The organism is Kineococcus sp. DHX-1, from assembly GCF_042473625.1.
In the GTDB taxonomy this organism is placed as follows: domain Bacteria; phylum Actinomycetota; class Actinomycetes; order Actinomycetales; family Kineococcaceae; genus Kineococcus.
The window spans coordinates 4,428,946-4,455,195 of sequence record NZ_CP170445.1 but is presented as its reverse complement, the minus strand read 5'-3'; the positions used below and the strand labels follow the sequence as shown (position 1 = coordinate 4,455,195).

28 protein-coding genes are annotated in these 26,250 nt (G+C 73.1%); 18 read left to right on the top strand and 10 right to left on the bottom strand.

What is annotated here, in order from left to right:
- Positions 1-6 precede the first annotated feature (6 nt).
- Both ACFEMC_RS21510 and ACFEMC_RS21505 read right to left on the bottom strand, forming a co-directional pair.
- Positions 7-531, bottom strand: a complete 525-nt coding sequence (locus ACFEMC_RS21510; RefSeq protein ID WP_380176898.1) for an SET domain-containing protein — start codon at positions 529-531, stop codon at positions 7-9.
- A gap of 2 nt (positions 532-533) precedes the next feature.
- The gene (locus tag ACFEMC_RS21505) at positions 534-1,028 is read right to left on the bottom strand and encodes a GNAT family N-acetyltransferase (protein WP_380171717.1); all 495 of its coding nucleotides are present in this window, start codon (positions 1,026-1,028) and stop codon (positions 534-536) included.
- A gap of 87 nt (positions 1,029-1,115) precedes the next feature.
- Here ACFEMC_RS21505 and ACFEMC_RS21500 point away from each other — a divergent pair, with 87 nt between their 5' ends.
- Positions 1,116-1,982: a haloalkane dehalogenase gene (locus ACFEMC_RS21500; protein ID WP_380171715.1), complete on the top strand. Its 867-nt coding sequence runs from the start codon at positions 1,116-1,118 to the stop codon at positions 1,980-1,982.
- Between the two features lie 5 nt (positions 1,983-1,987).
- Here the strand turns inward: ACFEMC_RS21500 and ACFEMC_RS21495 are convergent, their stop codons facing one another.
- Positions 1,988-3,478 carry an MFS transporter gene (locus tag ACFEMC_RS21495; protein WP_380171713.1) on the bottom strand — a complete coding sequence of 497 codons (1,491 nt, stop codon included), beginning with the start codon at positions 3,476-3,478 and terminating at the stop codon, positions 1,988-1,990.
- A 220-nt stretch (positions 3,479-3,698) separates the two neighbouring features.
- Between ACFEMC_RS21495 and ACFEMC_RS21490 the strand changes: the two genes are divergently transcribed.
- On the top strand, positions 3,699-4,322 hold the full coding sequence (locus ACFEMC_RS21490; protein WP_380171711.1) for a TetR/AcrR family transcriptional regulator: 624 nt from the start codon (positions 3,699-3,701) through the stop codon (positions 4,320-4,322).
- A 22-nt stretch (positions 4,323-4,344) separates the two neighbouring features.
- On the opposite strand, the gene ACFEMC_RS21485 is transcribed toward ACFEMC_RS21490, so the two are convergent.
- A complete protein-coding gene (locus ACFEMC_RS21485) occupies positions 4,345-4,908 on the bottom strand; it encodes an isochorismatase family protein (RefSeq protein ID WP_380171709.1) in 564 nt (187 codons plus the stop codon).
- A gap of 74 nt (positions 4,909-4,982) precedes the next feature.
- Between ACFEMC_RS21485 and ACFEMC_RS21480 the strand changes: the two genes are divergently transcribed.
- From ACFEMC_RS21480 to purU, 10 genes are all read left to right on the top strand, one after another.
- Positions 4,983-5,516, top strand: coding sequence for an RNA polymerase sigma factor (locus ACFEMC_RS21480; RefSeq protein ID WP_380171707.1), 534 nt, complete (start codon positions 4,983-4,985; stop codon positions 5,514-5,516).
- Positions 5,513-6,217 carry a hypothetical protein gene (locus tag ACFEMC_RS21475; RefSeq protein ID WP_380171705.1) on the top strand — a complete coding sequence of 235 codons (705 nt, stop codon included), beginning with the start codon at positions 5,513-5,515 and terminating at the stop codon, positions 6,215-6,217. Before ACFEMC_RS21480 ends, ACFEMC_RS21475 begins: the two co-directional genes overlap by 4 nt.
- Positions 6,218-6,232: 15 nt before the next feature.
- On the top strand, positions 6,233-6,880 hold the full coding sequence (locus tag ACFEMC_RS21470) for a Pr6Pr family membrane protein (RefSeq protein WP_380171703.1): 648 nt from the start codon (positions 6,233-6,235) through the stop codon (positions 6,878-6,880).
- An 88-nt stretch (positions 6,881-6,968) separates the two neighbouring features.
- Complete coding sequence (gene glyA, locus ACFEMC_RS21465) at positions 6,969-8,309, top strand: serine hydroxymethyltransferase (protein ID WP_380176896.1); 1,341 nt, start codon at positions 6,969-6,971, stop codon at positions 8,307-8,309.
- A 92-nt stretch (positions 8,310-8,401) separates the two neighbouring features.
- The gene (locus ACFEMC_RS21460) at positions 8,402-9,607 is read left to right on the top strand and encodes a sarcosine oxidase subunit beta family protein (RefSeq protein WP_367640587.1); all 1,206 of its coding nucleotides are present in this window, start codon (positions 8,402-8,404) and stop codon (positions 9,605-9,607) included.
- A gap of 13 nt (positions 9,608-9,620) precedes the next feature.
- Positions 9,621-9,899: a sarcosine oxidase subunit delta gene (locus ACFEMC_RS21455; RefSeq protein WP_380171701.1), complete on the top strand. Its 279-nt coding sequence runs from the start codon at positions 9,621-9,623 to the stop codon at positions 9,897-9,899.
- Positions 9,896-12,775, top strand: coding sequence for an FAD-dependent oxidoreductase (locus ACFEMC_RS21450; protein ID WP_380171699.1), 2,880 nt, complete (start codon positions 9,896-9,898; stop codon positions 12,773-12,775). The genes ACFEMC_RS21455 and ACFEMC_RS21450 overlap by 4 nt, the downstream gene beginning before the upstream one ends.
- Positions 12,768-13,361: a sarcosine oxidase subunit gamma gene (locus ACFEMC_RS21445; protein ID WP_380171697.1), complete on the top strand. Its 594-nt coding sequence runs from the start codon at positions 12,768-12,770 to the stop codon at positions 13,359-13,361. The genes ACFEMC_RS21450 and ACFEMC_RS21445 overlap by 8 nt, the downstream gene beginning before the upstream one ends.
- A 60-nt stretch (positions 13,362-13,421) precedes the next feature.
- Positions 13,422-15,902 (top strand): FAD-dependent oxidoreductase, encoded by a 2,481-nt coding sequence (locus tag ACFEMC_RS21440; RefSeq protein WP_380171695.1) that lies wholly within the window; start codon positions 13,422-13,424, stop codon positions 15,900-15,902.
- A 38-nt stretch (positions 15,903-15,940) separates the two neighbouring features.
- On the top strand, positions 15,941-16,792 hold the full coding sequence (gene purU / locus ACFEMC_RS21435) for a formyltetrahydrofolate deformylase (protein WP_380171693.1): 852 nt from the start codon (positions 15,941-15,943) through the stop codon (positions 16,790-16,792).
- Positions 16,793-16,801: 9 nt separating this feature from the next.
- Here the strand turns inward: purU and ACFEMC_RS21430 are convergent, their stop codons facing one another.
- The 3 genes from ACFEMC_RS21430 to ACFEMC_RS21420 all read right to left on the bottom strand — a co-directional run bounded on the left by ACFEMC_RS21430 (position 16,802) and on the right by ACFEMC_RS21420 (position 19,244).
- Positions 16,802-18,073 carry a phytase gene (locus ACFEMC_RS21430; RefSeq protein WP_380171691.1) on the bottom strand — a complete coding sequence of 424 codons (1,272 nt, stop codon included), beginning with the start codon at positions 18,071-18,073 and terminating at the stop codon, positions 16,802-16,804.
- 107 nt (positions 18,074-18,180) lie between these two features.
- A complete protein-coding gene (locus ACFEMC_RS21425) occupies positions 18,181-18,783 on the bottom strand; it encodes a class I SAM-dependent methyltransferase (RefSeq protein WP_380171689.1) in 603 nt (200 codons plus the stop codon).
- Positions 18,780-19,244: a DUF2306 domain-containing protein gene (locus ACFEMC_RS21420; RefSeq protein WP_380171687.1), complete on the bottom strand. Its 465-nt coding sequence runs from the start codon at positions 19,242-19,244 to the stop codon at positions 18,780-18,782. Before ACFEMC_RS21420 ends, ACFEMC_RS21425 begins: the two co-directional genes overlap by 4 nt.
- 69 nt (positions 19,245-19,313) lie before the next feature.
- Here ACFEMC_RS21420 and ACFEMC_RS21415 point away from each other — a divergent pair, with 69 nt between their 5' ends.
- Together ACFEMC_RS21415 and ACFEMC_RS21410 are read left to right on the top strand one after the other, a co-directional pair.
- On the top strand, positions 19,314-19,838 hold the full coding sequence (locus ACFEMC_RS21415) for a PadR family transcriptional regulator (RefSeq protein ID WP_380171685.1): 525 nt from the start codon (positions 19,314-19,316) through the stop codon (positions 19,836-19,838).
- 151 nt (positions 19,839-19,989) lie between these two features.
- Positions 19,990-20,454, top strand: coding sequence for a hypothetical protein (locus ACFEMC_RS21410; protein ID WP_380171683.1), 465 nt, complete (start codon positions 19,990-19,992; stop codon positions 20,452-20,454).
- A 14-nt stretch (positions 20,455-20,468) separates the two neighbouring features.
- Here ACFEMC_RS21410 and ACFEMC_RS21405 read toward each other — a convergent pair whose 3' ends face one another.
- From ACFEMC_RS21405 to ACFEMC_RS21395, 3 genes are read right to left on the bottom strand one after another with little or no spacing between them, the layout of a single operon-like run.
- Positions 20,469-20,855 carry a hypothetical protein gene (locus ACFEMC_RS21405; protein WP_380171681.1) on the bottom strand — a complete coding sequence of 129 codons (387 nt, stop codon included), beginning with the start codon at positions 20,853-20,855 and terminating at the stop codon, positions 20,469-20,471.
- 10 nt (positions 20,856-20,865) lie between these two features.
- The gene (locus ACFEMC_RS21400; RefSeq protein ID WP_380171679.1) at positions 20,866-21,264 is read right to left on the bottom strand and encodes a hypothetical protein; all 399 of its coding nucleotides are present in this window, start codon (positions 21,262-21,264) and stop codon (positions 20,866-20,868) included.
- 2 nt (positions 21,265-21,266) lie between these two features.
- Positions 21,267-21,914, bottom strand: a complete 648-nt coding sequence (locus ACFEMC_RS21395; RefSeq protein WP_380171677.1) for an SMI1/KNR4 family protein — start codon at positions 21,912-21,914, stop codon at positions 21,267-21,269.
- An 85-nt stretch (positions 21,915-21,999) separates the two neighbouring features.
- Here ACFEMC_RS21395 and ACFEMC_RS21390 point away from each other — a divergent pair, with 85 nt between their 5' ends.
- Genes ACFEMC_RS21390 through ACFEMC_RS21375 form a run of 4 tightly spaced genes read left to right on the top strand, consistent with a single transcriptional unit; the run spans position 22,000 to position 26,249 of the window.
- Positions 22,000-22,671 carry a GntR family transcriptional regulator gene (locus ACFEMC_RS21390; protein ID WP_380171675.1) on the top strand — a complete coding sequence of 224 codons (672 nt, stop codon included), beginning with the start codon at positions 22,000-22,002 and terminating at the stop codon, positions 22,669-22,671.
- Positions 22,668-24,197, top strand: a complete 1,530-nt coding sequence (locus ACFEMC_RS21385) for an MmgE/PrpD family protein (protein ID WP_380171673.1) — start codon at positions 22,668-22,670, stop codon at positions 24,195-24,197. The genes ACFEMC_RS21390 and ACFEMC_RS21385 overlap by 4 nt, the downstream gene beginning before the upstream one ends.
- A gap of 10 nt (positions 24,198-24,207) precedes the next feature.
- Positions 24,208-25,116: a methylisocitrate lyase gene (gene prpB, locus ACFEMC_RS21380; protein WP_380171671.1), complete on the top strand. Its 909-nt coding sequence runs from the start codon at positions 24,208-24,210 to the stop codon at positions 25,114-25,116.
- A complete protein-coding gene (locus ACFEMC_RS21375; RefSeq protein ID WP_380171669.1) occupies positions 25,113-26,249 on the top strand; it encodes a bifunctional 2-methylcitrate synthase/citrate synthase in 1,137 nt (378 codons plus the stop codon). The genes prpB and ACFEMC_RS21375 overlap by 4 nt, the downstream gene beginning before the upstream one ends.
- Position 26,250 lies beyond the last annotated feature (1 nt).

The following is a 26,250-nucleotide window of genomic DNA, read 5'->3' as shown; positions in this document are numbered from 1 at the left end:
GTGACGTCAGGGCTCGGGGACTGCGATGCGTTCCGTCAGCACCGGAACCCAGTGCGGTCCGTACGCCGCCTGCAGGTGCGGCAATCGCCAGTCGGCCCCCGTCACCCGACCGCGACAGGAGGCCGACCCGCACGAGCACTCCACCGCGAACTCCGGGTCGTCGGTGATCGTGGCGTAGTCGAGGGTCAGTTCCTCCCCGGCGATGATGTCGCGGCGCGCGACGACGAGGCAGGGGTCCACCCACCAGGTGTTCGGGTCACACCCGTGGTTCCCGGCGTGCTGGGGTGCACCGGCCGGTAGGACGAGGTTCTGGTCGGTGTGCAGGGAGAGCGTGTCGACGCAGGTCCCCGTCCTCGCGGCCTCGGTGAGGAGGTCGCGCAGTTCCGCGTCCGTGACGAGCCGGCCCCCGAGACGGCTGAGGACCTCGCCGCGGGCGATCGGAGCGGTGGCGACGAGGCCCTCGCCGTCGATGGCGGACCGGCCCACGCGCACGAGGGGGTTCAGCCAGCAGTCGGGTCCGGGCAGGTCCATCGTCACGGGCGGACCCACCGCAGTTCCCGGACCCCGTCCTCGGTCCTCGCGTGCCCGTCAGGGGCGAACCCGTGCTTGCGGTAGAACGCCTGGGCCCGGGGGTTCGGGTCGGCAACCCAGAGTGCTGAGGGAGCGGTCGGGTCGACGACGGTGTCCAGCAGCGCCGCCGCAGCGCCCGACCCGTGGTGGGCGGCGTCGACGTACAGGACGTGCAACTGCACCCGCCACCACGCCTCCGGGTCCGGAGGAGGACCCGCCATGGCGATGCCCACGACGGTGCCGCCGAACTCGGCGACGGCGACCACGTTCCGGGCCCACCGGTCGTCGGTGAGGGCCCCGTCCCAGAAGCGTTCCCGGGTCGCCAGGAGTTCCGGATCGTCCAGCACCGCGTCCGGCACGGTGCCGCGGTAGGTCTGTCGCCAGCCGTCGACGTGCACCCGCGCCATCTGACGGGCGTCGGCGGGCCGGGCGTGGCGAACGCTGGTCCCGGCCTGCACCCGTCGAGCGTAGGAGCGCGCGGTCCGGGGCTTCAACGGAGTTCCGCGGGGCTTTCCCGGGACGCCCGGTCGCGGGAGGCTGGTGAGGTGCAGCCGTCCCACGTCGACGTCCTCGGTCACGGCATGGCCTACCGCCGGGCGGGGAGCGGTCGCGACGTCCTGTTCCTCCACGGCAACCCCACGTCGTCGCTGCTGTGGGCCGACGTCGTCGCCGACCTGTCCGACGCGTACTGCTGCACGGCCCTGGACCTCATCGGGATGGGGGACTCGGACCGGCTGCCCGGGACCGGGGACGAGAGGTACGGCTTCGGTGAGCACGCCCGGTACCTCGACGCCGCCGTGCGGGCGCTCGGCCTGGACCGGGACGTCGTGCTCGTCGGCCACGACTGGGGCGGCGTGCTGGCCGTGGACTGGGCCCGCCGGCACCCCGGCGCCGTCCGTGGTCTCGCGTACCTGGAGGCAGGCGTCGTCCCCGTGTCGTGGCGGGAGGGGACCGGGCCGGACCCGGGGTTGTTCGGGGCGCTGCGGGGTCCGGACGGGGAACGGATGGTGCTGCAGGAGAACCTCTTCGTCGAGGTCGTCCTGCAGGCGGGGACTCAGCGGACCCTGACGGCGGCGGAGCTCGACGCCTACCGCCGTCCGTTCGCGGTGCCGGGGGAGGACCGGCGGGCGATGCTCACGTGGGCCCGGCAGATCCCGATCGACGGGAACCCGCCCGAGGTGCACGACCGCGTCGCGGCGGGGGCCGAGTTCCTGGCGGCGAGCCCCCTGCCGAAGCTGCTGGTCAGTGGTGAGCCCGGGGCCGTCGTCACCGGTGCCGTGCTGGAGGCGTGCCGCCGGTGGCCGCGGCAGCGGGAGGTCGTCGTGCCGGGGACGCACTTCCTCCCGCACGACGCCTCCCCGGCGATCGCCGCCGCCCTCCGTGCCTGGCTGGAGGAGGAGGTCACCGTGTGACGACCTCAGGCGGGGGAACCGACCGGCTCGGCCGCAGCGGGTTCCTCCGTGCTGCGGGAGTTCGTCAAGGACGAGGCGCCCAGGCCGGCGACGACCCCGACGACCACGGCCAGGACCGTGAACGCGATGCGCTCGCCGTGGAAGAACGACTGGACGAGGGCCGCGCTCCAGGTTCCCGCCGGCAGGGTGGCCGTGACGAGGGCGGCGATGAGGGTTCCGACGACCGCGGTGCCCACGCTGGTGCCGACCTCCTGGGCGGTGTCGTTCAGCGACGCCGCCAGCGAGGTGCGGTTCTCGGGGGCAGCGCTGACGAGCGCGACGGCGCAGATCGTCATGACCGTCCGCAGGCCCACGGTCAGCACGACCATGCAGGCGGCGATGACGGGGTAGCCGTGGTCCACGCCGACGGCGAGCCCGGCGAGGGCCGCGGCCAGCAGGCCGGCTCCGATGAGGCAGGCGGTCCGGTGCCCGAACCGACGGGCGAGCTTCTCCGAGACCGGCGTCGCCACGACCATCGTCAGGATCAGCGGGAGGTTCGCCAGTCCGGCGCGCACCGGGCTCCAGCCGTAGGCGTACTGGAAGTGCAGGATCAGGCTGAACATCACCGCGGCCATCGCGATCGAGGTGCCGACCTGGGCGACGGCCGCACCGCGGACGGTCCCGTTGCGGAACAGTGCGAGGTCCAGCATCGGCTGGGCGGCGGTCCGCTCCCGCCGGACGAAGGCGAGGAGCGCGACGACGGCGCCCAGCGCCGAACCGATCGTGATCAGGGACGTCCAGCCGTGCTCGATGCCACTGGTGAGGGCGTAGCAGGCGAAGCCGATGGTGGCGATGGACAGAGCCGCACCGGGCAGGTCCAAGGCGTCGCCGGTCAGGTCCTCGCGGCGGTCGGCGGGGACGCCGAACCGCACGCCGATGACGGCGACCAGGGCGATCGGGGCGTTGACGAGGAGCAGCCACTGCCAGCCGACGTGGGCCAGGGCGGTGCCGCCGAGCAGCGGTCCGAGCACGAAACCGCTCATGCCGACGACGATCATCACCGTCATCGCCCGCATGCGCAGCGCCTCCTCGTCGAACAGGCGGAACACCAGGGAGTTGGTGATCGGCGCCATGGCCGCGGCGGCGACGCCGAGGGCGGCGCGCAGGGCGATGAGCTCGCCGGCCGTGGTGACCGCCGCGGCGAGGAGGCTCACCGCACCGAAGACCGTCAGTCCGAGGATCAGGACGCGCCGCCGGCCGAAGCGGTCCGCGGCCGAGCCGGCGGTCAGCAGCAGCCCACCGAAGGTCAGCGAGTAGGCGCCGGTGACCCACTGCAGCGCAGCGGTTCCGCTGCCGAGGTCCCGGCCGATGGTCGGGAGCGCGATGGTCAGCAGGGTGTTGTCGACCATCTCGACGAAGAAGGCCAGGCAGAGCGCGAGCAGCGGGATCCAGGCGGCGCGCAGGGAGGTGTAGGTGGACGCCGTGGTCGGCGTCGAGGGTCCTGGGGTGGGGTTCACGGCGTCTCTCCTCTCGATGGTGGGCCGTCCGGTATCGAACGACGTTCGGTACTATAGAACGACGTTCGGTCCGCTGTCGAGGGTGTGGTGGGATGAGGTCATGACGGATGCGCGGACCACCCCCCGAGGCCGACCCGGAGGAGCCGGTCGAGGCCGTTCCGGTGGTGCGCGGGCGGAGGCAGGGACCCGGCAGCGCGCCTCGCACTCGCTGGAGTCCGTCGTGAGCGAGGCCGTCGCCCTGCTCGACGAGGCGGGGGAGTCGGCGCTGACCTTCCGCGCGCTGGCGGCCCGCCTCGGCGGCGGGGTCGGCAGCATCTACTGGTACGTCTCGGGCAAGGACGAGCTCGTCGACCTCGCCGGCGACCACGTCATCGCCTCCGTGCTCGCGGCCACCGAGGGCCGGACCCCCGCCGAGGACCCCCTCGACGACGTGCGGGCCCTCGCGGTGGCCTTCTTCGACGCCGTCGTCGTGCGCCCGTGGCTGGGGGCGCGCTTCCTCGGCAACACCGAGCAGCAGCCGAACGGCATGCTCCTCTACGAACGCCTCGGCCAGCAGGTGATGCGCCTGGGGCTACCGCCGCGGCAGAGCTTCGAGGCCGTCTCGGCGGTGCTCGGCTTCGTCGTCGGGACGGCCGCCGACCTCGGCCGCCAGCCCACCCCGGAGGGCCCCGAACGGGACAGCGGGCTCGAGGAGCACGTCGAGAAGTGGCGCGCCCTGGACCAGGAGCAGTTCCCCTTCGTCCACTTCGTCCTCGACGAGTTCGCCACCCACGACGACGGAGAGCAGTTCCGCGCCGGCCTGGACCTCCTGCTGGCGGGGTTGCGGCTGCAGGCCCGCGGCTGAGCGAGGTCCACCGGCCCGGACTTCAGCCGGCCGCCCCCACGAGGTCGACCTCGTCGCTCGGGAGGGCCTGCGCGATCCGCCCCGGGGCGCGCTGGAAGCTCCAGTAGAGGTTGGTGTGGGCGACGACCTGCTCGGGCGGGGGCGCGCCCCACTCGGACAGGTCCTCCGTCGTGTGCGCGTCGGTCACGAGCGTCACGTCGTACCCACGGGTGAAACCGCCGTGCAACGTCGAGCGGATGCACGCGTCCGTCTGCGCCCCGGTGACGACGAGGCGGCCGACACCGCGGGCCGCGAGCACCTCCTCGAGTTCGGTGTCCTCGAAGGAGTCCCCGTACGTCTTGTGCACCACCGGTTCCCCGTCGGCCGCCACGAGCTCGGGGACGTACTGCCAGACGTCGCTGTCCAGCGGCAGCTCATCGCTCGAGTGCTGCACCCACACGACGGGGACGTCCGCCGCGCGGGCCTTCTCGACCAGGCGCGCGATGGTCGCCACCACGCGGTCGCTGTCGACGCTGGCGGCCATCACGCCGCGTTGCACGTCGATCACCAGGAGGGCGGAGCCGGGACGGTCGGTGAGCGTCGTCATGTCCCGGACCCTAGGCGTCGGGTCCGACACGGGGAAGGTGTGCAACCTTCGGCCGCGTGAGGCGTCCAGGGGGTGTGAGAACAGCAGGAGCGGCCGCGGGGCCGGTCGCCGAGACGGGGGACCACCACGGGGAGGACGCCTACCAGGCGCTCTTCGTCCGCCACTTCCGGCCGACGGTCCGCCTGGCGCAGCTCCTCGGCGCCGACGACGCCGAGGACGTCGCGCAGGAGGCGTTCGTCCGCCTGCACCAGCACGGGAACCGGTTGCGCGAGCCCGCCGCGGCGCTCGGCTACGTGCGCCGGACGACGGTGAACCTCGTGAACTCCCGGCTGCGGCACCTGCGCGTCGTGCGCCGCACCCCCGGCGACGTCCCGCGGACCCACGCGTCGGCCGAGGACGCCGTCGTCGCTGCGGCCCGCGTCGACGAGCTCCTCGTCGCGCTCCGGCGCCTCCCCGCCCGCCAGCGGGAGGCGCTCGTCCTGCGCTACTGGATCGACCTGCCCGTCGCGGAGGTGGCCGACGCCCTCGACGTCCCCGTCGGCACCGCCAAGTCGTTGATCTCCCGGGCCCAGCGGGCCCTCGCCGCCGTCCTGGAGGAGCGCTCGTGAACCCCGCCGACCTGCAGCGACGCCTCGACGCCGCGGCGCTCCCCGCGGAGGAGGCGACGCCCGCCGACTGGGCGCGGAACGTCGCCCTCGTGCGCAGTCGGACGCGCGGGCGCCGGGTGCGCGGTGTCGTCCTCGCCGGCCTGGCGACGGCTGCCGCGGTCGCCGTCGCGTTGTCGTGGCACCCCGCGGAGGAGGTCGTCCGGGTGGAGCCGGCGGCGCCCGACCCGACCACGCCCCGCCTCGTCGCGCCCGGGAGCCTCTCGAGCGTCGCCCGAGAGTGCGCTCGCACGGTCGACGAGGACGACGACGTCACTCCCGTGTTCGCCGGCCGGACGGACGTCGTGGAGGCCGTCCTCTACCGGCTACGGAACGGCCAGCTGCACTTCTGCTCGCAGCTGGGGGGTGCTCTGGTGGACGGTCCGGTCGCCCCGGACGGGACGGCCACGGGGCCCGTGCGGAACTCTGCGATGGGAGGGACCACGGTCACGGAGGCAGGCGACACGATGGTCTCCGCCTTCGGGTTCCTCCCGCCGACGGCCACCCGGGTCGTCGTGAGCGCCCCCGGCCGGTCCGCCGTCGCGTTGACCTCCGGCCGCTACTGGTGGACCACGCTGCTCGTCGGGCCCGACCAGTTCGCCGACGTCACCTGGACGGCGACCGACGCCTTCGGGTCCGTGGTCGCCGAGGGCGGCGGGTCCTGAAGGCAGGATGACCCGGTGACCCAGCGTCCCTCCCGCACCGTCCACGCCCTCCTGGCGCTGGTCGTCCTCGCCGCCTTCTGCGCCCAGGTGGTCCTCCTCCTCGGCGGGGGCGCCGACGCGAACTCCGGCCAGGCCGATCCGGTGCCGGTGGTGACCCGGTTCGTCCGCTTCCTCAGCTACTTCACCGTGCAGAGCAACCTGCTGGTCCTCGTCGCGGCGGTTTCGCTGGTCCTGGACCCCGCGCGGGACGGCCGGTTCTGGCGCGTGGTGCGTCTCGACGCGCTCCTCGGCATCACGGTGACGGGCCTCGTCTTCGGGGCGGTGCTCGCGCCCTACGTCCACCCGACGGGGGTGGCCTGGTGGATCAACGCCGGGTTCCACTACGTCTCGCCGGTGCTGGCCGTCGTCAGCTGGCTGCTCTTCGGGCCGCGGCCGCGCGTCGACGGCCGGACCTTCGGGTGGGCGTTCGTCTGGCCCGTGGGGTGGACGGTGTACACGCTCGTCCGGGGCGCCGTCGTCGACTGGTACCCCTACCCGTTCCTCGACGTCAGCGAGCTCGGGTACGCCGTCGCGCTGCGCAACGTCGGGTTCGTCGTCGTGCTCTCCGTCGCGCTGCTCAGCCTGTTCCGCTTCCTGGACCGCCGGCTGAACCCTCGCCCCTGACCCCTTGACCCCCTCCACGTCGCCGTCCTACTGTGCTGCCAACTGATATACCAGTCACTCATTCGCAGTCCTGGAGGTTGGTGTGACCCTGCAGCTCGACCACCCCGCGGCCCCGGCCGGCGACCCGGTCCTCTCCGGTCGCCTCGCCGACGTCGATCCGGAGGTCGCGGCCGCCGTCGACGCCGAGCTGCACCGCCAGCAGTCGACCCTGGAGATGATCGCCAGCGAGAACTTCGCGCCGCTGGCCGTCATGGAGGCCCAGGGGTCGGTCCTGACGAACAAGTACGCCGAGGGCTACCCGGGACGCCGGTACTACGGCGGGTGCGAGAACGTCGACGTCGTCGAGCAGCTCGCGATCGACCGGCTCAAGGCCCTGTTCGGCGCGGAGTACGCCAACGTCCAGCCGCACTCCGGCGCCCAGGCCAACGCCGCCGTCATGGCCGCGCTGCTGTCGCCCGGCGACACGATCCTCGGGCTCGACCTGGCCCACGGCGGCCACCTCACGCACGGCATGAAGCTGAACTTCTCCGGCAAGCTCTACGACGTCGCCGCGTACCACGTGCGTGAGGACGACCACCGCGTCGACATGGACGAGGTGGAACGCCTCGCCCGTGAGCGCCACCCGAAGCTCATCGTCGCCGGCTGGTCGGCGTACCCCCGGCACCTCGACTTCGCGCGGTTCCGCGCGATCGCCGACGAGGTCGGCGCGTACCTCATGGTCGACATGGCGCACTTCGCCGGGCTGGTCGCCGCAGGCCTGCACCCCTCCCCGGTGCCGCACGCCCACGTCGTCACCTCCACCACCCACAAGACCCTCGGCGGCCCGCGCGGCGGGGTGATCCTCGCCCAGGGCGACCTGGCGAAGAAGTTCGGCTCCTCGGTGTTCCCCGGCCAGCAGGGCGGCCCGCTGGAACACGTCATCGCCGCCAAGGCCGTCGCGTTCAAGCTCGCCGCCGAACCGGCCTTCGCCGACCGGCAGCGGCGGACGCTCGCCGGGGCGCGGATCCTCGCGGACCGGCTCACCGCCCCCGACTCCGTGGAAGCCGGCATCGCCGTCGTCAGCGGCGGCACCGACGTCCACCTCGTCCTCGTCGACCTGCGGAACTCGACGCTCGACGGGAAGCAGGCCGAGGACCGGCTGCACGAGATCGGGATCACCGTCAACCGCAACGCCGTCCCCTTCGACCCCCGCCCGCCGATGGTGAGTTCCGGGGTCCGCATCGGGACCCCCGCCCTCGCCGCGCGCGGTTTCGACGAGGCCGACTTCACGGAGGTCGCCGACGTCATCGCCGCGGCCCTGCGGCCCGAGACCGACACCCTGGGCCTCATCGCGTTGCGCAACCGGGTCACGGCGCTCGCAGCCCGCCACCCGCTGTACCCGACCCTGTCCGGCCCCGTTCCCGTCCTGGTGCAGGAGGTCTCCCGGTGACCACCGTCGACGCGTTCTCGACCGACCCGGACGACGCCGTCCCCCACACCCCGGCGCCCGAGACGGCCTCCCCCCGGACCCCGGGTGCGGACCTGCCCGAGCACCCCGACTTCCTCTGGCGCTCGCCGGAACCGAAGAAGTCCTACGACGTCGTCATCGTCGGCGGCGGGGGACACGGACTGGCCACCGCGCACTACCTGGCGCAGAACCACGGCATCACGAACGTCGCGGTGCTGGAGAAGGGCTGGCTCGCCGGCGGGAACATGGCCCGCAACACCACGCTCATCCGCTCGAACTACCTGTGGGACGAGTCGGCCGGGATCTACGAGCACTCCCTCAAGCTGTGGGAGGGCCTCGAGGAGGACCTGGGGTACCCGATCCTCTTCAGCCAGCGCGGCGTCCTGAACCTGGCCCACACCCTGCAGGACGTGCGCGACTCCGTCCGCCGCGTCGAGGCCAACCGGCTCAACGGGATCGACGCCGAGTGGGTGGAACCGGACGAGGTCCGCAAGATCTGCCCCATCGTCAACACGTCCTCCGACATCCGCTACCCCGTCCTCGGCGCGACGTACCAGCCCCGGGCCGGTATCGCCAAGCACGACTACGTGGCGTGGGGTTTCGCGCGACGCGCCTCCGAGGCCGGTGTCGACCTCATCCAGGACTGCGAGGTCACCGACTTCCTCCGCGAGGGGAACCGCGTCGTCGGCGTCCGCACCACGAAGGGCGACATCGCCTGCGGCCAGGTCGCCCTGGCCTCGGCGGGGTCCACGTCGGTGCTCACCGACAAGCTCGGGCTGCGGGTGCCGATCCAGTCGCACCCGTTGCAGGCGCTGGTCTCCGAACTGCTCGAGCCGGTCCACCCGACGATCGTCATGTCGAACGCCGTGCACGTGTACGTCTCCCAGGCGCACAAGGGCGAACTCGTCATGGGGGCCGGGGTCGACTCCTACAACGGGTACGGGCAGCGCGGCGCCTTCCACATCATCGAGCGGCAGATGGCCGCGGCCGTCGAGCTGTTCCCCGTGTTCGCCCGCGCGCACCTGCTGCGCACGTGGGGCGGGATCGTGGACGTCACGCCGGACGCCTCGCCCATCGTCGGCAAGACGCCCTACGACAACGTCTACCTGAACTGCGGCTGGGGGACGGGCGGCTTCAAGGCCACGCCGGGCGTCGGGTGGACGTTCGCCCACACCATCGCCCACGACGCACCGCACGAGTACAACGCGCCGTTCACGCTCGACCGGTTCGTGACGGGCCGGCTGGTCGACGAGCACGGCGCCGCCGCCGTGGCGCACTGAGAGGAGTCCAGACGTGCAGTTGATCGAGTGCCCGTGGTGCGGGCCGCGCGAAGAGGTCGAGTTCCACTACGGCGGCCAGGCGCACGTCGCCTACCCGGCCGAGCCCGCGGCCCTGGACGACCGCGAGTGGGCCGAGTACCTGTTCTTCCGGGACAACCCCAAGGGCCTGTTCCGCGAGCGCTGGTCGCACGCGGCCGGCTGCCGCCGGTGGTTCAACGCCGAACGCGACACCGTCACGTACCAGTTCACGCGGGTGTACACCCCGCAGGAGAAGGGAGCGGTGGCCCGGTGAGCACCGACACCTCGCCCACGGCGCACGCGCCCTTCCGCACCGCTGACGGCGGCCGCATCGACCGCAGCCGGGTGCTGGAGTTCCGCGTCGGCGGCCAGACGCTGACGGCGCACCCGGGCGACACCGTCGCCTCCGCCCTGCTCGCGCACGGTCGCCACCAGGTCGGGACGAGCATCAAGCTGGGCCGTCCCCGCGGCATCGGCGCCGCCTGGGCCGAGGACCCGGGCGGGCTGCTGCAGGTCGAGGAACCGTTCCCTGAGCCCATGCTGCTCGCCACGACCGTCGAGGTGTTCGACGGTCTCGCGGTCGAGGGCATCCCGGGCCAGGGTCGTCTGGCGGAGATCGCGGACACCGCCCGCTACGACAGCCGGCACCTGCACGTCGACGTGCTCGTCGTCGGCGCCGGACCGGCCGGCCTGCAGGCCGCCCTGACCGCCGCCCGGGCCGGGGCGCGCGTCGCCCTCGTGGACGAGCAGTCCGAGGCGGGCGGTTCCCTGCTGGGATCGACGGACGTCCTCGACGGCGCCCCCGCCACTGCGTGGGTCGCCCGCGCGACGGAGGAGCTGGCCGGGCACGCCGACGTCACCCACCTCCAGCGCACCACCGCGTTCGGCGTCTACGACGACGGGTTCGTCCTCGCCGTCGAACGACGCACCGACCACCTCGGCGCGCACGCGCCGGAGAACCTCTCGCGCCAGCGGGTGCACCGCATCCGCGCCGAGCACGTCGTCATCGCCACCGGCAGCCACGAGCGGCCCGTCGTCTTCACCGACAACGACCGTCCCGGGACGATGCTCGCCGGTGCGGCCCGGACGTTCCTGCACCGCTACGGCGTCCTGCCGGGTTCCCGCGCGGTCGTCTTCACCACCAACGACTCCGCGTACGCCGCGGCCGTCGACCTCGCCGACGCGGGCGTCCAGGTCGGCGCGGTCGTCGACGTCCGCCAGGAGGCTCCCGCCGCCTGGGCCGAGGAGCTCCAGGCGCGCTCGATCCCGCTGCACACCGGATCGGTCGTGACGGGGACCCGTGGGACGGACCGGGTCAGCGCGGCCGTCGTGGCCCAGCGCGACGGTTCGAACCCCACGGAGGTCGACTGCGACCTGCTGCTCGTCAGCGGCGGCTGGAACCCCGCTGTCCACCTGTTCAGCCAGGCGAGGGGCCGCGTCCGGTTCGATGCCGCGCTCGGCGCGTTCCTGCCGGCCGAGCGGTTGTCCGGCCTGACGGTCGTGGGGGCCGCGAGCGGGGAGTTCAGCCTCGCCGGGGCGCTGGCCCAGGGCCGGGAGGAGACCCGCTCCGTCCTGGAGGCGCTGGACCTCGACCCGGCCGACCGGGACGACCTGCCCGTCGCCGCGGCGCCGGCACCGGAGCAGGCGCCGGCGCTGCTGTGGTTCGTGCCGGACCCCGATGGCGACTCCAGCCGCCAGTTCGTGGACGTGCAGCGCGACGCGACCGTCGCCGACATCGAGCGTGCCGTGGGTGCCGGTCTCCGTTCGCCCGAGCACGTCAAGCGGTACACGACGATCGGCACGGCGCACGACCAGGGCAAGACCTCCGGGATCGTCGCGACGGGGATCCTCGGGCAGCTCCTCGGCCGCGGTCCGGAGGCCGTCGGCACGACGACGTTCCGCCCGCCGTACACGCCGGTGTCCTTCGCCACCCTGGCCGGCCGCGACCGCGGGGAGTTGTTCGACCCCGTCCGCACGACCGTCCTGCACGACTGGCACGTGCTGCACGGCGCCGTCTTCGAGGACGTCGGGCAGTGGAAGCGGCCGCGGTACTACCCGCAGCCTGGCGAGGACATGGAGACCGCCGTCTTGCGCGAGTGCGCCGCCGCGCGCACGGGGGTGGGCATCCTCGACGGCTCGACCCTGGGCAAGATCGACGTCCAGGGCCCGGACGCGGGGGAGTTCCTCGACCGGCTCTACACGAACCTCATGAGTTCGCTCAAGGTCGGCAAGGTCCGCTACGGCGTCATGTGCGGGGCCGACGGGATGGTGCTCGACGACGGCACGGTGCTGCGCGTGGCCGACGACCGGTTCCTCGTCATGACGACGACGGGTGGCGCGGCGAAGGTCCTGGACTGGATGGAGGAGTGGCTGCAGACGGAGTGGCCGGACCTGCGCGTCCACCTCGCCTCCGTCACCGAGCAGTGGGCGGCCTTCCCCGTCGTCGGGCCCCGTTCGCGCGACGTCATCGGCGAGGTGTTCGGCGTCGACGCCTCCGCCGAGGCCTTCGAGTTCATGACCTGGCGCGACGTCGTGCTCGAGGGCGTCCCCGTCCGGCTCGCCCGCATCAGCTTCTCCGGCGAACTCGCCTGGGAGGTGCACGTGAACGGCTGGTTCGCCCCGGCCGTCTGGGAGCGCCTCGTCGCCGCGGGGGAGCGGTTCGGCATCACGCCCTACGGCACCGAGACGATGCACGTCCTGCGCGCCGAGAAGGGCTACCCGATCATCGGTCAGGACACCGACGGCACCGTGACGCCGCAGGACCTGGGCATGTCCTGGGTGGTCTCGAAGAAGAAGCTCGACTTCGTCGGCAAGCGGTCCTTCGCCCGCGCCGAGAACCAGCGCACCGACCGCAAGCAGCTCGTCGGTCTCCTGCCGGTGGACCGGGACACCGTCCTGCCGGAGGGGTCGCAGCTCATCGCGTTCCAGGAGGACGGGGAACTGCCCCCGCCGCCGGTGCCGATGCTCGGGCACGTGACGTCGAGCTACCGCAGCGCGTTCCTGGAGCGGCCCTTCGCGCTGGCCCTCCTGAAGGGCGGCGCCGCCCGGCACGGGGAGACCCTCCACGTGCCCGTGGGCGACCGCCTGGTGGCCGTCGAGGTCACCGGCCCCGTCCTCGTCGACCCCGAAGGAGCCCGTCGCGATGGCTGAGCTGACCCGCACCCACCCCCTCGCCGACCCCGCGCACCTGAGCGCCCTCACCGCCGGCCACGTCGAGGCGCGCCCGTTCGTCGCCATGGCCGTGGTGCGGGCCGAGCGCGGCGGTGAGGCGGCGCGGGCCGCCGCGGACGTCCTGGGTGCTGAGCTGCCGGCCCGGGCGAACACCTGGGTCCGGACCGCCGCGGGGAAGGTCGTCTGGCTCGGCCCCGACGAGTGGCTCGTCCTCGACGAGACCGCGACCCCGTGGGACCTCGAGGACGCGTTGCGCTCGCGCCTGGCGCCCGTCGGCGGTGCGGCCACCGACGTCTCCGCCCAGCGGGTGGTGCTGCGGTTGCACGGCCCGCACGCGCAGGAGCTCCTGCGGGCGGGGACGGCCGTCGACGTCGACCCCCGCCGGTTCCCCTCGGGGTCGTGCGCTCAGACGAACCTCGCGCAGGCCGGTGTCGTCCTCCTCGCCCTCGGGGACACCGGCGACGAGTTCGAGGTGCTCGTCCGCACCTCCTTCGCCGGGTACCTCGCCGCCTGGCTGGCCGACGCCGCGCTGGAGTTCCGGCCGGGACCCGTCGGCGAGGACTGACCGCGCGCTCCACCCCGCACGAACCGAGCAGCCGGGACCAGCCGGCGGAGGAGGAACCCCATGAGCACGACCCCTCGCGTGGTCATCATCGGCGCCGGCATCGTCGGCGCGAACCTCGCGGACGAGCTGACCGAGCGTGGCTGGACGCGGGTGACCGTCCTGGACCAGGGACCACTGCCGCTGCCGGGCGGCTCGACCTCGCACGCGCCGGGTCTGGTGTTCCAGACGAACTCCTCGCGGACGATGACCCACCTCGCGCAGTACACCGTCGAGAAGCTCAAGAGCCTGGACGTGGACGGGGCCTGGTGCTTCAACCAGGTCGGCGGGCTGGAGGTCGCGACGACCCCCGAGCGGTGGACCGACCTGCAGCGCAAGCTCGGCTGGACGAAGTCGTGGGGTGTTGCCGGGGCCGAGCTCATCGGGCCGCAGGAGTGCGTGGCGCTGCACCCGCTGCTCGACCCCGAGAAGGTCCTCGGCGGTCTGCACGTGCGGACCGACGGCCTCGCCAAGGCCCACCGCGCGGTCACCGCGCTCGTGCGGCGCGCCACCGCCCGGGGCGCGGAGTTCCGCGGGCTGCAGCGCGTCGTCGCGGTGGAGCACGCCCACGGCCGCGTCACGGGGGTGCGCACCGCGGAGGGGACGGTGCCCGCCGACGTCGTCGTCAGCTGCGCCGGGTTCTGGGGCCCTGAGGTCGGCGAACTCGTCGGGATGGAGGTGCCGCTGCTGCCCCTCGCGCACCAGTACGTCAAGACGGGGCAGGTCGCGGACCTCGTCGGCCGCAACAGCGACCTCAGCGAGGCGTCGCTGCCGATCCTGCGCCACCAGGACAAGGACCTCTACTACCGCGAGCACGTCGACCGCATCGGGATCGGCTCCTACGCCCACCGGCCCATGCCCGTCCGGCTCGACGAACTGCCCGAGGGGGAGGTGACCTCGTCGGCCATGCCGTCGATGCTGCCGTTCACCGAGGAGGACTTCGCGCCGAGCTGGGAGGACAGCCAGGACCTCCTCCCCGCGCTGCGCGGCACGAAGGTCGAGGAGGGGTTCAACGGGATCTTCTCCTTCACCCCCGACGGCGGGTCCCTCGTCGGGGAGTCCCGCGACGTCGCGGGTTTCCACATCGCCGAGGCCGTCTGGGTCACCCACTCCGCCGGCGTCGCGAAGGCCCTCGCGCAGACGCTCGTCGACGGGTACTCCGAGTACGACCTGCACGGCCTCGACGTGCACCGGTTCGAGGAGGTGCAGCTGACCGAGAGCTACGTCAGCGAGACCTCCCAGCAGAACTTCGTCGAGATCTACGACGTCCTGCACCCGCTGCAGCCGCGCACGTCCCCGCGCGACGTGCGCGTCAGCCCGTTCCACTCGCGGCAGCGCGACCTCGGCGCCGTGTTCCTGGAGTCGGCGGGCTGGGAGCGCCCGCACTGGTACGAGGCGAACGCCGCGCTGGTCGGCGAACTGCCCGCGGAGTGGCAGCCCCCGGCCCGGGAGCCCTGGGCCGCGCAGTTCCACTCGCCCGTCGCCGCCGTCGAGGCGTGGAAGACGCGCACGGCCGTGGCGGTGTACGACATGACCCCGCTCAAGCGGCTGGAGGTGTCCGGTCCGGGCGCCGTCGCCCTGCTGGAACGCCTCACGACCTCGAAGATGGACAAGTCCGTCGGCTCGGTGACCTACACGCTGTTCCTCGAGGAGGACGGCGGCATCCGCAGCGACGTCACCGTCGCCCGCCTGGCCGCGGACGTGTTCCAGGTCGGGGCCAACGGTCACCAGGACGACGTGTTCCTCGAGCAGCAGGCCGCGCGGTACGCCGAGGAGTTCGGCGCCGTCCACGTCCGCGACGTCACCGGCGGGACGGCGTGCATCGGGCTGTGGGGACCGGACGCGCGGCGCGTCGTGGAGAAGGTGTCGGCCGACGACTTCAGCAACGAGGGCCTGAAGTACTTCCGCGGGAAGCACGCCACCATCGGCGGGGTTCCCGTGACCGCGCTGCGCCTGTCCTACGTCGGGGAACTCGGCTGGGAGATCTACGTCAGCGCCGAGCTCGCCGGCCGGTTGTGGGACGTCCTGTTCGAGGCGGGCCGGGAGTTCGGCGTCGTCGCCGCCGGTCGTGCCGCCTTCAACAGCCTGCGGCTGGAGAAGGGCTACCGGTCGTGGGGCACCGACATGACGACGCAGCACAACCCCTGGGAGGCCGGTGTCGGGTTCGCCGTCCGCTCACCGCTGGACTCGTTCCGCGGCGGCCCCGCGCTGGAGGGTGTCGGGGACGACACGGTGCAGCGCAGACTGACCTGCCTCACCGTCGACGACGGCCGCAGCGTCGTCCTGGGGTCCGAACCGGTCTCGGTGGGCGGGGAGGTCCAGGGCTACGTGACGAGCGCCGCCTTCGGACACACCGTCGGCAAGCCCGTCGCCTACGCCTGGCTGCCGGCCGCGTCCGCGGTGGTCGGGACGGCCGTCGAGATCGAGTGGTTCGGGCGGAAGGTCGCAGCGACCGTCACCGCCGAACCCCTCGTCGACCCCGAGATGCAGCGCATCCGCGGCTGAACCCGGCTCATCCCCGTTCCGACTGCCCAGGAGCAGCCATGACCAGCACCGCCGTCCTCACCCTCAGCTGCCCCCAGCGGCCGGGCATCGTCAACGCCGTCACGTCGTTCGTCTACCAGCACGGGTGCGACATCACCGAGCACCAGCAGTTCGACGACGTCCACTCCGGCCGGTTCTTCTCCCGCACCGCGTTCAGCAGCGTCTCGGGGGACATCGACGTCGAGCGCCTCACCCAGGAGTTCGCGGCGACGGCCTCGTCGTTCGACATGGAGTTCCAGTTCGGCGGGGACCGGCAGCCCCGCATCCTCGTCATGGTGTCGAAGATGGGGCACTGCCTGAACGACCTGCTGTTCCGCTGGCGTTCGGGCAGCCTCGGCGGCGAGATCGTGGCGGTGGTCTCCAACCACGAGGACCTGCGCCCCATGGCGGAGGCGGCCGGGCTGCCGTTCGTCCACGTGCCGGTCACAGCCGCGACGAAACCGGAGGCGGAGGCGCGGCTCCTGGACCTGGTGGCCGAGCACGACGCCGACCTCGTCGTGCTGGCCCGGTACATGCAGGTGCTCTCCGACGACGCGTGCCGGGCACTGCGGGGCCGGGCCATCAACATCCACCACTCGTTCCTGCCGGGTTTCAAGGGGGCCAAGCCCTACCACCAGGCGTTCGACCGCGGCGTGAAGCTCGTCGGCGCGACCGCCCACTACGTGACGCCGGACCTCGACGAGGGCCCGATCATCGAGCAGGAGGTCATCCGCATCGACCACACCCACGACCCGGCCGCCCTCGCGACGGTCGGCCGGGACGCGGAGGCGCTGGCGCTGTCCCGCGCCGTGAAGTGGCACTGCCAGCAGCGGGTGCTGCTCAACGGGCACAGCACCGTCGTCTTCCGCTGAGGTCGCCGATCACCACCGCAGCGGTGTGGTGATCCTCTCCAACGGGACGAAGCGGAAGCCCGTGCTGACGCGGTCCTCGTCGCCGGGACGGGTCGACTCCCCGTCCTGCGTGACGAAGAGGCCGTGGGGGAACCGGGGCCCGAGGGCGGCGGTCGTGACGACGGCGCCGTCGCTGTGCTGCGCACCGTCCGCCGTCGGGGAGTCCACGACCGCGAAACCCCCGGAGTACGTGGCCGAGCGACCGCGCAGCGTGTAGACGGCGAAGGTGCTGTCGCCCTGGCTGGAGGCGAGCAGGTGCGTCCCGCGGCGGTCGGTCGCGATCGTCAGTCCCTCCGCGTCGGCCGACAGGCGGCTGCCGCCGAGACCGGGGTCGGCCCCGGTGACGCGGCACGACTCCGTCGCCTCGTCCCAGCTCGCCGGAACCCCGAAGTCGCGGACGCGGTCGACGAGCCAACGGCTCCACGTGTCACCCGAGATCCTCCAGATCCCGACGTCCTCCTGCGCCACGAACCAGTCGCCCGTGGTGGGGTCGAACACCGACCCCTCCATCTGCGGGCCCTCGCCGGGTTCCTCGCAGGGCGACCACGAACCACCCGGCACCGCGAAGCTGGCGGGCAGGGAACTGCGCAGGTGCGGGCGGTAACCGACGGTCCCACCCGGGCCGGCGACGAGGTTTAGGACGGCGAAGTCCGTGGTGTGCCGGCGCGTGGCGAGCACGCGCACCGACCCGTCGGCCAGGCGGCCGGCCGCGACTCCGTAGGCCGTCTCCTGGTCCGCGACGTCCGCCTCGGTGGCGCTGAAGACGCGCGCGGCGTCAGGCGCCGTCACGTCGCGGACGACGTGCGAACCGGCGGCCGCGCCGCGGGGGTCGATGGCGAACACGCGCAGCCGGTCGCGGCCGCGGTCGCTCACGACGGCCAGGTCGAGCACCCGGCCTCCGACGTGCGCGCCCTGCACGACGTCGACGTTGTTCCACCGGCCACCCTCCTCGGCCTCGACGTGCTGCAGCAGCGAGCCGTCGAGGGCGTAGACGTCCAGGCCGCCCTGCTTGAGGGAACCCAGGACCACGGAGTCGGCGGGTTCCGTCGGGGAGACCCAGATCGCCGGGTCGTCGGCGTCGGCCTTCCCGCCCGCGGCGTCGTCGTGGACCGAGGGGGTGGCCGCGCTCGGCCTGACGGTGGCCCACCGCGGGGTCGGCGCGGCGGAGGCGGAACCGACGGGGACGAGGGCGAGCGCGAGGGCGGCGGCGGAACCGCGCAGCACCGCGGCGGTGACGGACACGGGAACTCCTGACGGGTCGGAGGACGGGTGCCGCACAAGATCTCGCACGCCGTCGGCCGCCGCGTGAACTCCGCGTGAGGAGCCGGTGGCGCCGAGGTGACCCGACGTCAGACGGCCACGGCCGCGATCGCCCCGTGCGGTCGACGCTCCCCGTCCTGACCGCGGAGCAGCCTTTCTCGTTCGGCCAGGCCGTGGGCCGCCAGACGTTCCGACATCTCGTCCACGGGCCAGCGGTGCGCCGTCGTCACCCTGTGGTCGAACGGCTCGCGGACCGCTCCCTCGAAGAACCCCACGACGAGGGCACCTCCCGGTGCGAGCAGACGCCGGACCTCGGCCAGCGACACGTCGAGTTCGTCCGGGTCCTGGTGGATGAGGGAGTACCAGCTGAGGACGCCGGCCACGGACCCGTCCGGTCTGCCCGACTCGGTCAGGGAACCCTGCAGGAACGGCACGCCCGGGTACGTGGCGCGGGCGTGCGCGAGGAACTCCGGGACGAGGTCGACGCCCGTCACGTCGCAGCCGAGGCCGTGCAGGTGGGCCGACAGGTGACCGGGTCCGCACCCGAGGTCGAGCACCGGTCCGGTGAGGTTCGTCAGGGACCGCTCGACGAGTCGTCGGTCGTCGGGGTGGACCACGTCCATCGTGGCGAGGCGTTCGACGTAGACGTCGGCCATCGCGGAGTAGGCCTGCTGGACACGGTCGGAAGTCACCGCGGGACCGTAGCGAGCTCCCGGCGTGGACCGGCGCGGCCCACGCGGCGTGCGGTCCACGCGATGAGCGGGGAACCCACGAGTGTCGGCAGCACCCACGCCAGCGGGCTCGGCCAGTTGACGAGGAGCGCGGCCGTGACGAACGAGACGTAGGACCCGGCCACGAGCGACACGTGGACCGGGAGCCACCCCGGGCGTCGCCGACGGGCCACGACCCACCCCGCCACGGCGGCGGCCTCGGTCGCGACGGCGATGAGGAGCAGCCCCCACCGGACGGCGGGCGCGGTCAGGGACAGCAACACCGCCGTGGACGTCATGACGGCGACGGCCACCTGGTACGCGAGTCCTGCGCGCGCGTGCCACCCCCGGCGCTTGGGGGCGAGGAGCGCCGCCGCGCCGATGAACAGCCCGGCGCACCCGGCGGCGATGTGCGTCGCGAGCAGAACTGCGTGCGCATCCATGTCGTACCTTCCCTCGAGGACGGTGCCGCCAGCCTCGTCTGTCCACTGTGGACTGTCAAGGGGAGTGGGATGGCAGCCGTCAACGCGACCGTGGGGTCGCTCCTGGGGTTCCTGCACGAAGGACCGCAGTCGGGCTGGGACCTCTTGGAGACCGCGCGGGTCCGCATCGGGGGCTTCTGGTCCCTGACCCGCAGCCAGGTGTACCGGGAGCTCGCGGCCATGGCGGACTCCGGTCTCATCGAGACCGATTCGACGGGGGCCCGCGACCGTCGCGTGTACCGGCTCACCGAGCAGGGGCGCGAGGAGTTCCGCGCGTGGCTGGCGCAGACGCCGGGCGAGGAGAACATCCGCTACCCGCTCCTCTTGACGTTGGCGTTCGCCCGCCACCTGCCGCCTGAACGGCTCACCGAGTTCCTCACGACCCACCGCGCGATCCACCAGGCCCGGTGGGAGGCGTACCGGCTCCAGGAGGAAGAGGCGCGCGCGGCCGGGGCGGGCCGGCTCGACCTCGTGACCCTGGACTTCGGGGTGCGCTACGAGCGCGCCGTCCTCGACTGGTTCGACGGGGTGGGTGATCTGGCCGGCGGAGCGTGAGGCGCGTCGTCGGCCGAGGGCGTGCAGGAACGCTGCACCCATCGGCCGCCGAGGCCGCGACACGCCGCGTCATTGGCCCGCAGCGGGGGATGGGTGCAGCGTTCCTGCACGCTCCCGGGAACGGACCTCGGCGCGGCTCCGTCGAAGGGCCGTGCAACTGCCTCGACGCTTCGCGGCCGCCGGTATCCTCGCCGTCCTGTGCGCGGCGCTCGGGATGGCGCCGGGACTCACCGGTCCCGCCGCGGCGAGTTGCGTCGGCCCCGTCCTGACCGTCGGCGACGACCCGTCCGCGGCGACAGCGGCGGACCCGGAGGCGGTACCAGCACCGCTCGGGCGAGGTCGGCAGCAGGTGGCGGGTCAGTGGTTCCACGAGGGATGCGACGACGGCGGGGGTGGCGCCGGGTGCGCCGGGCCGCCGACGTCCTCCGAGGAACCGATGGAGGACGTGGATCTCGTCCTGCGCCAGGGTGGTGCGTCGTGGGTCCTGGGCACCGCCGACGCCGGCGGCGGCCGGTACGACGTCTCGTGGGAGTTCGACGTCCCCGACGACGTGACGGCCGGGCCGGCGGTCCTCAGCGCCGGCGGGGTCGACCTCCCGGTTCAGGTCGACGGCTGATCCTGTCGGAACGGTCACCCAAGGCGGGGACTGCGGACCTCTCCGACGAGCAGGGCGAGCACCGTGCCGTCGTGGCTCTCCCACCGCTGGAGGCAGCCTTCGGGTTCGACGAAGCGCACCGTCCCCGCCTCGACGATCCGGTGGTGCTCGGCCGGGGACAGAGTGCGCTTCGACCCGGGAAGGGGGCTGCCGGGGGTGCAGTCCACCAGGTTCTGGACCATGACTCCCGCCTCGGTCAGCAAACGCCCCTGACGCTTGCGGACGTCCTGGTGCGTCAGCCGGTACGTGCGGGTCCCGTCCCAGAACTCGTCGTGCTCGGTGTACTCCGGTTCTCCGGGTACGAGGGGGCTTCCGCTCCAGTCCAGCACCCCACCGGTGTCCGGTGTCGTGGCTACGGGCACCACCGAGTTCTCAGGTGCGGTAGGGCGAGGGTGCGCCCGGCACCCGCGAACCCGGGACGCGCACGGTGATCCGGAACTCGTGGCGAGAGCTCGGCACGATCTCCCCGGTCCACGGGTCCTCGAGGTGCCCGTCGTCCTCGCCGAACCCGCACAGGGCCGAGCCGTCGGGGACCCGCAGGATCGCCTGCTTCGTCCCGTCCGCCTGGACCACCTCGAGGTCGACAACCCGGCCGCGCACGTGCTCGACCGGCCACGTGACACCCATCTCATGCCGGGTGTCGACCAGGGACGTGGTGCCGTCCGCCTCCGTGACGACCATGCAGGCGAGGTCGACCACCTGCCCGCGCTCGTAGGCGGGGCCGCAGCACTCGTGCTCCCAGCCCTCGACCTCCACGACGACGTCCGCCACGGCTACCCCTGAGCCCGGAACAGCGAGTGCGGTGACGTCCGCGGTGGCACGCGCAGGCTCCACGGTTCCTCGTCGTCGCCGGGCACGCCGTACCCCTGCTCCAGGAGGTCAGCGAGCTGCTCGAGGTAGGAGAGGAGGGACGGGGCGAGCACGTGGTGCTGCTCGTCGTCACGGCCGAAGGTGATGACCTGCCCGACGGTCCCGTCCACGTCGGGGTCGAGGTCGACGCCGACGTGGTTGCCGCCACCGTCGTGCGTCAGGGGGACCCAGCCGCGCACCGAGTACTTCGGGCGGACGAAACCCTCCGGGGTCGAGGACGCGAACTCGTCGAAGCCCGTCTCGCTGTCGAACCCCGCCCACTGGTCCCAGTGCAGCAGCACCGACGCCAGGGGGAGGAGCGGTTCGCCGCCGATGAGGCCCGCGGCCCACCGGGGGTCGTCGTGGTGGTACTGGACCTGGCCGTCGGCCAGCCGGAAGACCGCGCGCACGTCGGCCGGCAGCGACTGCCCGAGGTGGGCCTCCGCCGCGTCGAGCTGGGCGTCGGTGGCGGCAGGGTTCAGCAACGGGTCCCCGGGCACCAGGCGCACGACCCGGTCGAAGGCTGCCCGCGTCCTGACCTCGACCGCTCCGGTTGTCTGCTCATCCGTCATGCAGCGAACCTACCGACCGCGCGAGAGCCTTCTGTGCATGCAACCACGCCTTGACGTGGCGCAGGACGGGGGTGATGGTGGTCCTGTGCATGCACAACGACGTGGTGGGGCGACGGATCGGGCGTACGCCCGGCTGCGCGCCGACGTCCTGGACGGCGAGCTCCCGCCCGGTGCCGTGCTGGCGGAGCTGGAGCAGAGCGCGCGGTTGGGCGTCTCCCGCACCCCGGTGCGCGAGGCCTTCGCCAAGCTCGTCCACGACGGTCTGGCCCGACCCGTCGGCGGCCGCGGGCTCGTCGTCGCCCCGCTGGAGCTCGGCGACCTCGACCAGCTCTACGACGTGCGCGAGGCGCTGGAGGTCAAGGCTGCGCGGCTCGCGGCGCGCGCCCCGGGCCGGGCGGGGTTCTCGCAGTTCGCCGACCGCTTCGGGCACGCCGCGGCCCTCGTCCAGGCGGGCGAGCTCGACCGCTACTACGCGGTCACGGCCGAGTTCGACGCCGCGGTGGACGAGGCCGTCGCCAACCCCTGGCTGGTCCGCGCGCTGAGCGACGTCCGCACCCACCTGGTCCGCATCCGGCGCCTCGCCCGGCACGACCCCGCCAGGCTCCTCGCCGCGGCGTCCGAGCACCAGCTCATCGCCGAGGCGCTGGCCGCCGGTGACGCCGACCTGGCGGCGCACGCCGTCCACGTCCACCTGCACCGCAGCCGGTCGCACTTCCGAGAACACCTCACCACCCCAGAGCACGAGGAGAGCGCGTGAAGCAGCACGAGGTCCGCGTCCACCGCAGCGACGAGGAGTTCCCCCGCGAGGCGGAACTCGCCTGGCAGCTCGCCCGGCTCGCGACCGACGAGATCGCCGTGCGCGGACCCGTCGACGACGACGTCGCCGAGATGGTCGTGAACCGCATCGTCGACAACGCGGCCGTCAGCGCGGCGTCGCTGCTGCGGCCCCCGGTGGTAGCGGCGCGTTCGCAGGCACTGGACCACCCGCCGTCGCGCGGAGGTTCCGGGGCGCGCGTCGTCGGCACGACGGAGACGACGTCGCCGGAGTGGGCGGCGTGGGCGAACGGCGTCGCCGTGCGCGAACTCGACTTCCACGACACCTTCCTCGCCGCCGAGTACTCCCACCCCGGGGACAACATCCCTGCCCTCATCGCGGTCGCCCAGCACGTCGGCTGCGACGGCGAGCAGTTGCTGCGCGGCATCGTGACGGCCTACGAGGTGCAGGTCGACCTCGTGCGCGCGATCTCCCTGCACCGCCACAAGATCGACCACGTCGCCCACCTCGGGCCGTCCGTCGCGGCGGGGCTCGGGACCATGCTGGGGTTGCGCACCGAGGTCGTCCACCAGGCGATCGGCCAGGCCCTGCACACCACCACGGCCACCCGGCAGTCGCGCAAGGGCGCCATCTCGACCTGGAAGGCGCACGCGCCGGCGTTCGCAGGCAAGGTCGCGGTCGAGGCCGTGGACCGCGCGGTGCGGGGGCAGACGAGCCCTGCACCGATCTACGAGGGTGAGGACGGCGTCATCGCCTGGCTGCTCGACGGCCCCGACGCCCGCTACGTCGTGGAACTCCCCGAACCCACCGAATCCCGCCGGGCCATCCTCGACACGTACACCAAGGAGCACTCCGCGGAGTACCAGGCGCAGGCCGTCATCGACCTCGCCCGCCGCCTGCACCGCGAGCACCCGGAACTGCGGGACCCGCAGAACGTCGAGAGCATCGTCCTGCACACCTCCCACCACACCCACGTGGTCATCGGGTCCGGCGCGAACGACCCGCAGAAGTACGACCCGGCGGCCAGCCGCGAAACCCTGGACCACTCGGTGCCGTACATCTTCGCCGTCGCGCTGCAGGACGGGGGCTGGCACCACGTCGACTCCTACGCCTCCACCCGCGCCGGCCGGCCCGACACCGTCGCGCTGTGGCGCAAGGTGACCACCGTCGAGGACCCGGAGTGGACCGAGCGCTACCACGCCACCGACCCGAACCGGAAGGCGTTCGGCGCCCGCGTCGAGGCCCGCCTCGTGGACGGTCGCACGATCGTCGAGGAGATCGCCGTCGCCGACGCCCACCCCCTCGGCGCGCACCCGTTCACGCGGTCCCAGTACGAGGCCAAGCTCGCCACGCTCGCGGCGGGTGTGCTGGCCGACGAGGAGGTCGCCCGGTTCACCGCGCTCGCCCGCCGGTTGCCGGAACTGTCCGCCGACGAGGTGCGCGACCTGCAGGTCGTGGCGCCCCCGGAACTGCTCGAGACCGTCCCGCTGCCCGCCGGCCTGTTCTGAGGAGAACCCCGTGTTGTACTCGTCGACGACGCCGAGCGCCAAGCGCGCCGCGTTCCGCCAGGCCCTCGCCGGGACCGAGCTGCTGCGGTTCCCCGGTGCCTTCAACCCCTTGTCCGGCCGGCTCGTGCAGCGGCACGGGTTCGAGGGCGTCTACGTCTCCGGGGCCGTCCTGTCGGCCGACCTCGGTCTGCCCGACGTCGGCCTGACCACGCTCACCGAGGTCGCCGGCCGGTCCGCGCAGATCGCGCGGGTCACCGACCTCCCTGTCCTCGTGGACGCCGACACGGGGTTCGGCGAGCCCCTGAACGTCGCCCGCACCGTGCAGGTCATGGAGGACGCCGGTGTGGGGGGACTGCACGTCGAGGACCAGGTGAACCCCAAGCGGTGCGGGCACCTGGAGGGCAAGCAGGTCGTCGACGAGGCGACCGCCGTCCGCCGGGTGCGGGCCGCGGTCGACGCACGTCGCGACCCCGACTTCCTCGTCGTCGCCCGCACCGACGTCCGCGGCGTGGAGGGTTTCGACGCCACGGTCCGCCGGGCCCAGGCCCTCGTCGACGCGGGCGCCGACGTCGTGTTCGCCGAGGCCATGGCCGACCTGTCGGAGTTCGAGGCGATCTGCACCGCCCTCGACGTCCCCGTCCTGGCGAACATGACTGAGTTCGGTCGCAGCGACCTGTTCACGCACGACCAGCTCCGCGACGCCGGCGTCCGCATCGTCATCCACCCCGTCTCGTTGCTGCGGCTGGCGATGGGTGCGGCCGACCGGGCCCTGGCGGGTCTGAAGGACGCGGGAACCCTGGATCCCGTTGTCGGCGAGATGCAGACCCGCGCCGAGCTGTACGACCTCGTCGACTACGCCGGCTACGGCGACTTCGACTCCTCCGTGTACGACTTCAGCCTGGAAGGGAACCGAGGATGACCGACCCCGCGATCCACAAGGGCCTGGCCGGTGTCGTCGCGGACACCACGGCCGTCTCCAAGGTCGACCCCGCGTCGAACTCGCTGCTGTACCGCGGGTACCCCGTGCAGGAGCTCGCGACACAGTGCTCCTTCGAGGAGGTCGCGCGCCTGCTGTGGGACGGCGACCTGCCGGACTCCGCGGCCCTGGACGCCTTCCGCGAGCGGGAACGCGCGGGCCGGGCCCTCGACGACCGGGTCCGCCGCGTCGTCGACGACCTCCCGACGACCGCGCACCCCATGGACGTCGTCCGCACCGCCGTGAGCGTGCTGGGCGCGCTGGACCCGCAGGCGGCCGACGACTCCCCGGCCGCGGAACTCGCCAAGGCCGAACGCCTCTTCGCCGCCCTGCCCGCGGTCGTCGCCTACGCGCAGCGCCGCCGCCGCGGCCAGGACCTGCCCGCCCCGCGCGAGGACCTGGGGTACGCGGCGAACTTCCTCTGGGCGGTCACGGGCGAGGAACCCGACGACGTCGCCGTCCGCACGTTCGAGACGTCGCTCGTCCTGTACGCCGAGCACTCCTTCAACGCCTCCACCTTCGCCGCCCGCGTCGTGACGTCCACCCTGTCGGACCTGCACTCCGCCGTCACGGCCGCCGTCGGCGCGCTCAAGGGTCCCCTGCACGGCGGGGCGAACGAGGCCGTGTGGGCCGCGTACGAGGAGATCGGGCCGGGCGAGGGGGCGCCGGACCGCGCCCGCGCGTGGCTCGCCGACGCCCTCGAGAACCACCGCAAGGTCATGGGGTTCGGGCACCGCGTCTACCGCCACGGGGACTCCCGCGTCCCCACCATGCAGGCCGCGCTGCGGGACCTGGCGGCGGCCCGCGGCCGCGAGGACCTGCTGGAACTCTCCGACGCGCTCGAGAACGCCATGGTGCAGGCCAAGGACATCCAGCCGAACCTGGACTACCCTGCGGGCCCCGCCTACCACCTGTTGGGGCTGGACACCGACCTGTTCACGCCCGTCTTCGTCGCGGCCCGCGTCGTCGGCTGGACCGCTCACGTCGTGGAGCAGCGCGCTGCGAACTCCCTCATCCGCCCGCTGTCGGCGTACGACGGGCCGGCGCTGCGGCACGTCCCGGCGCGCGGGGCCTGAC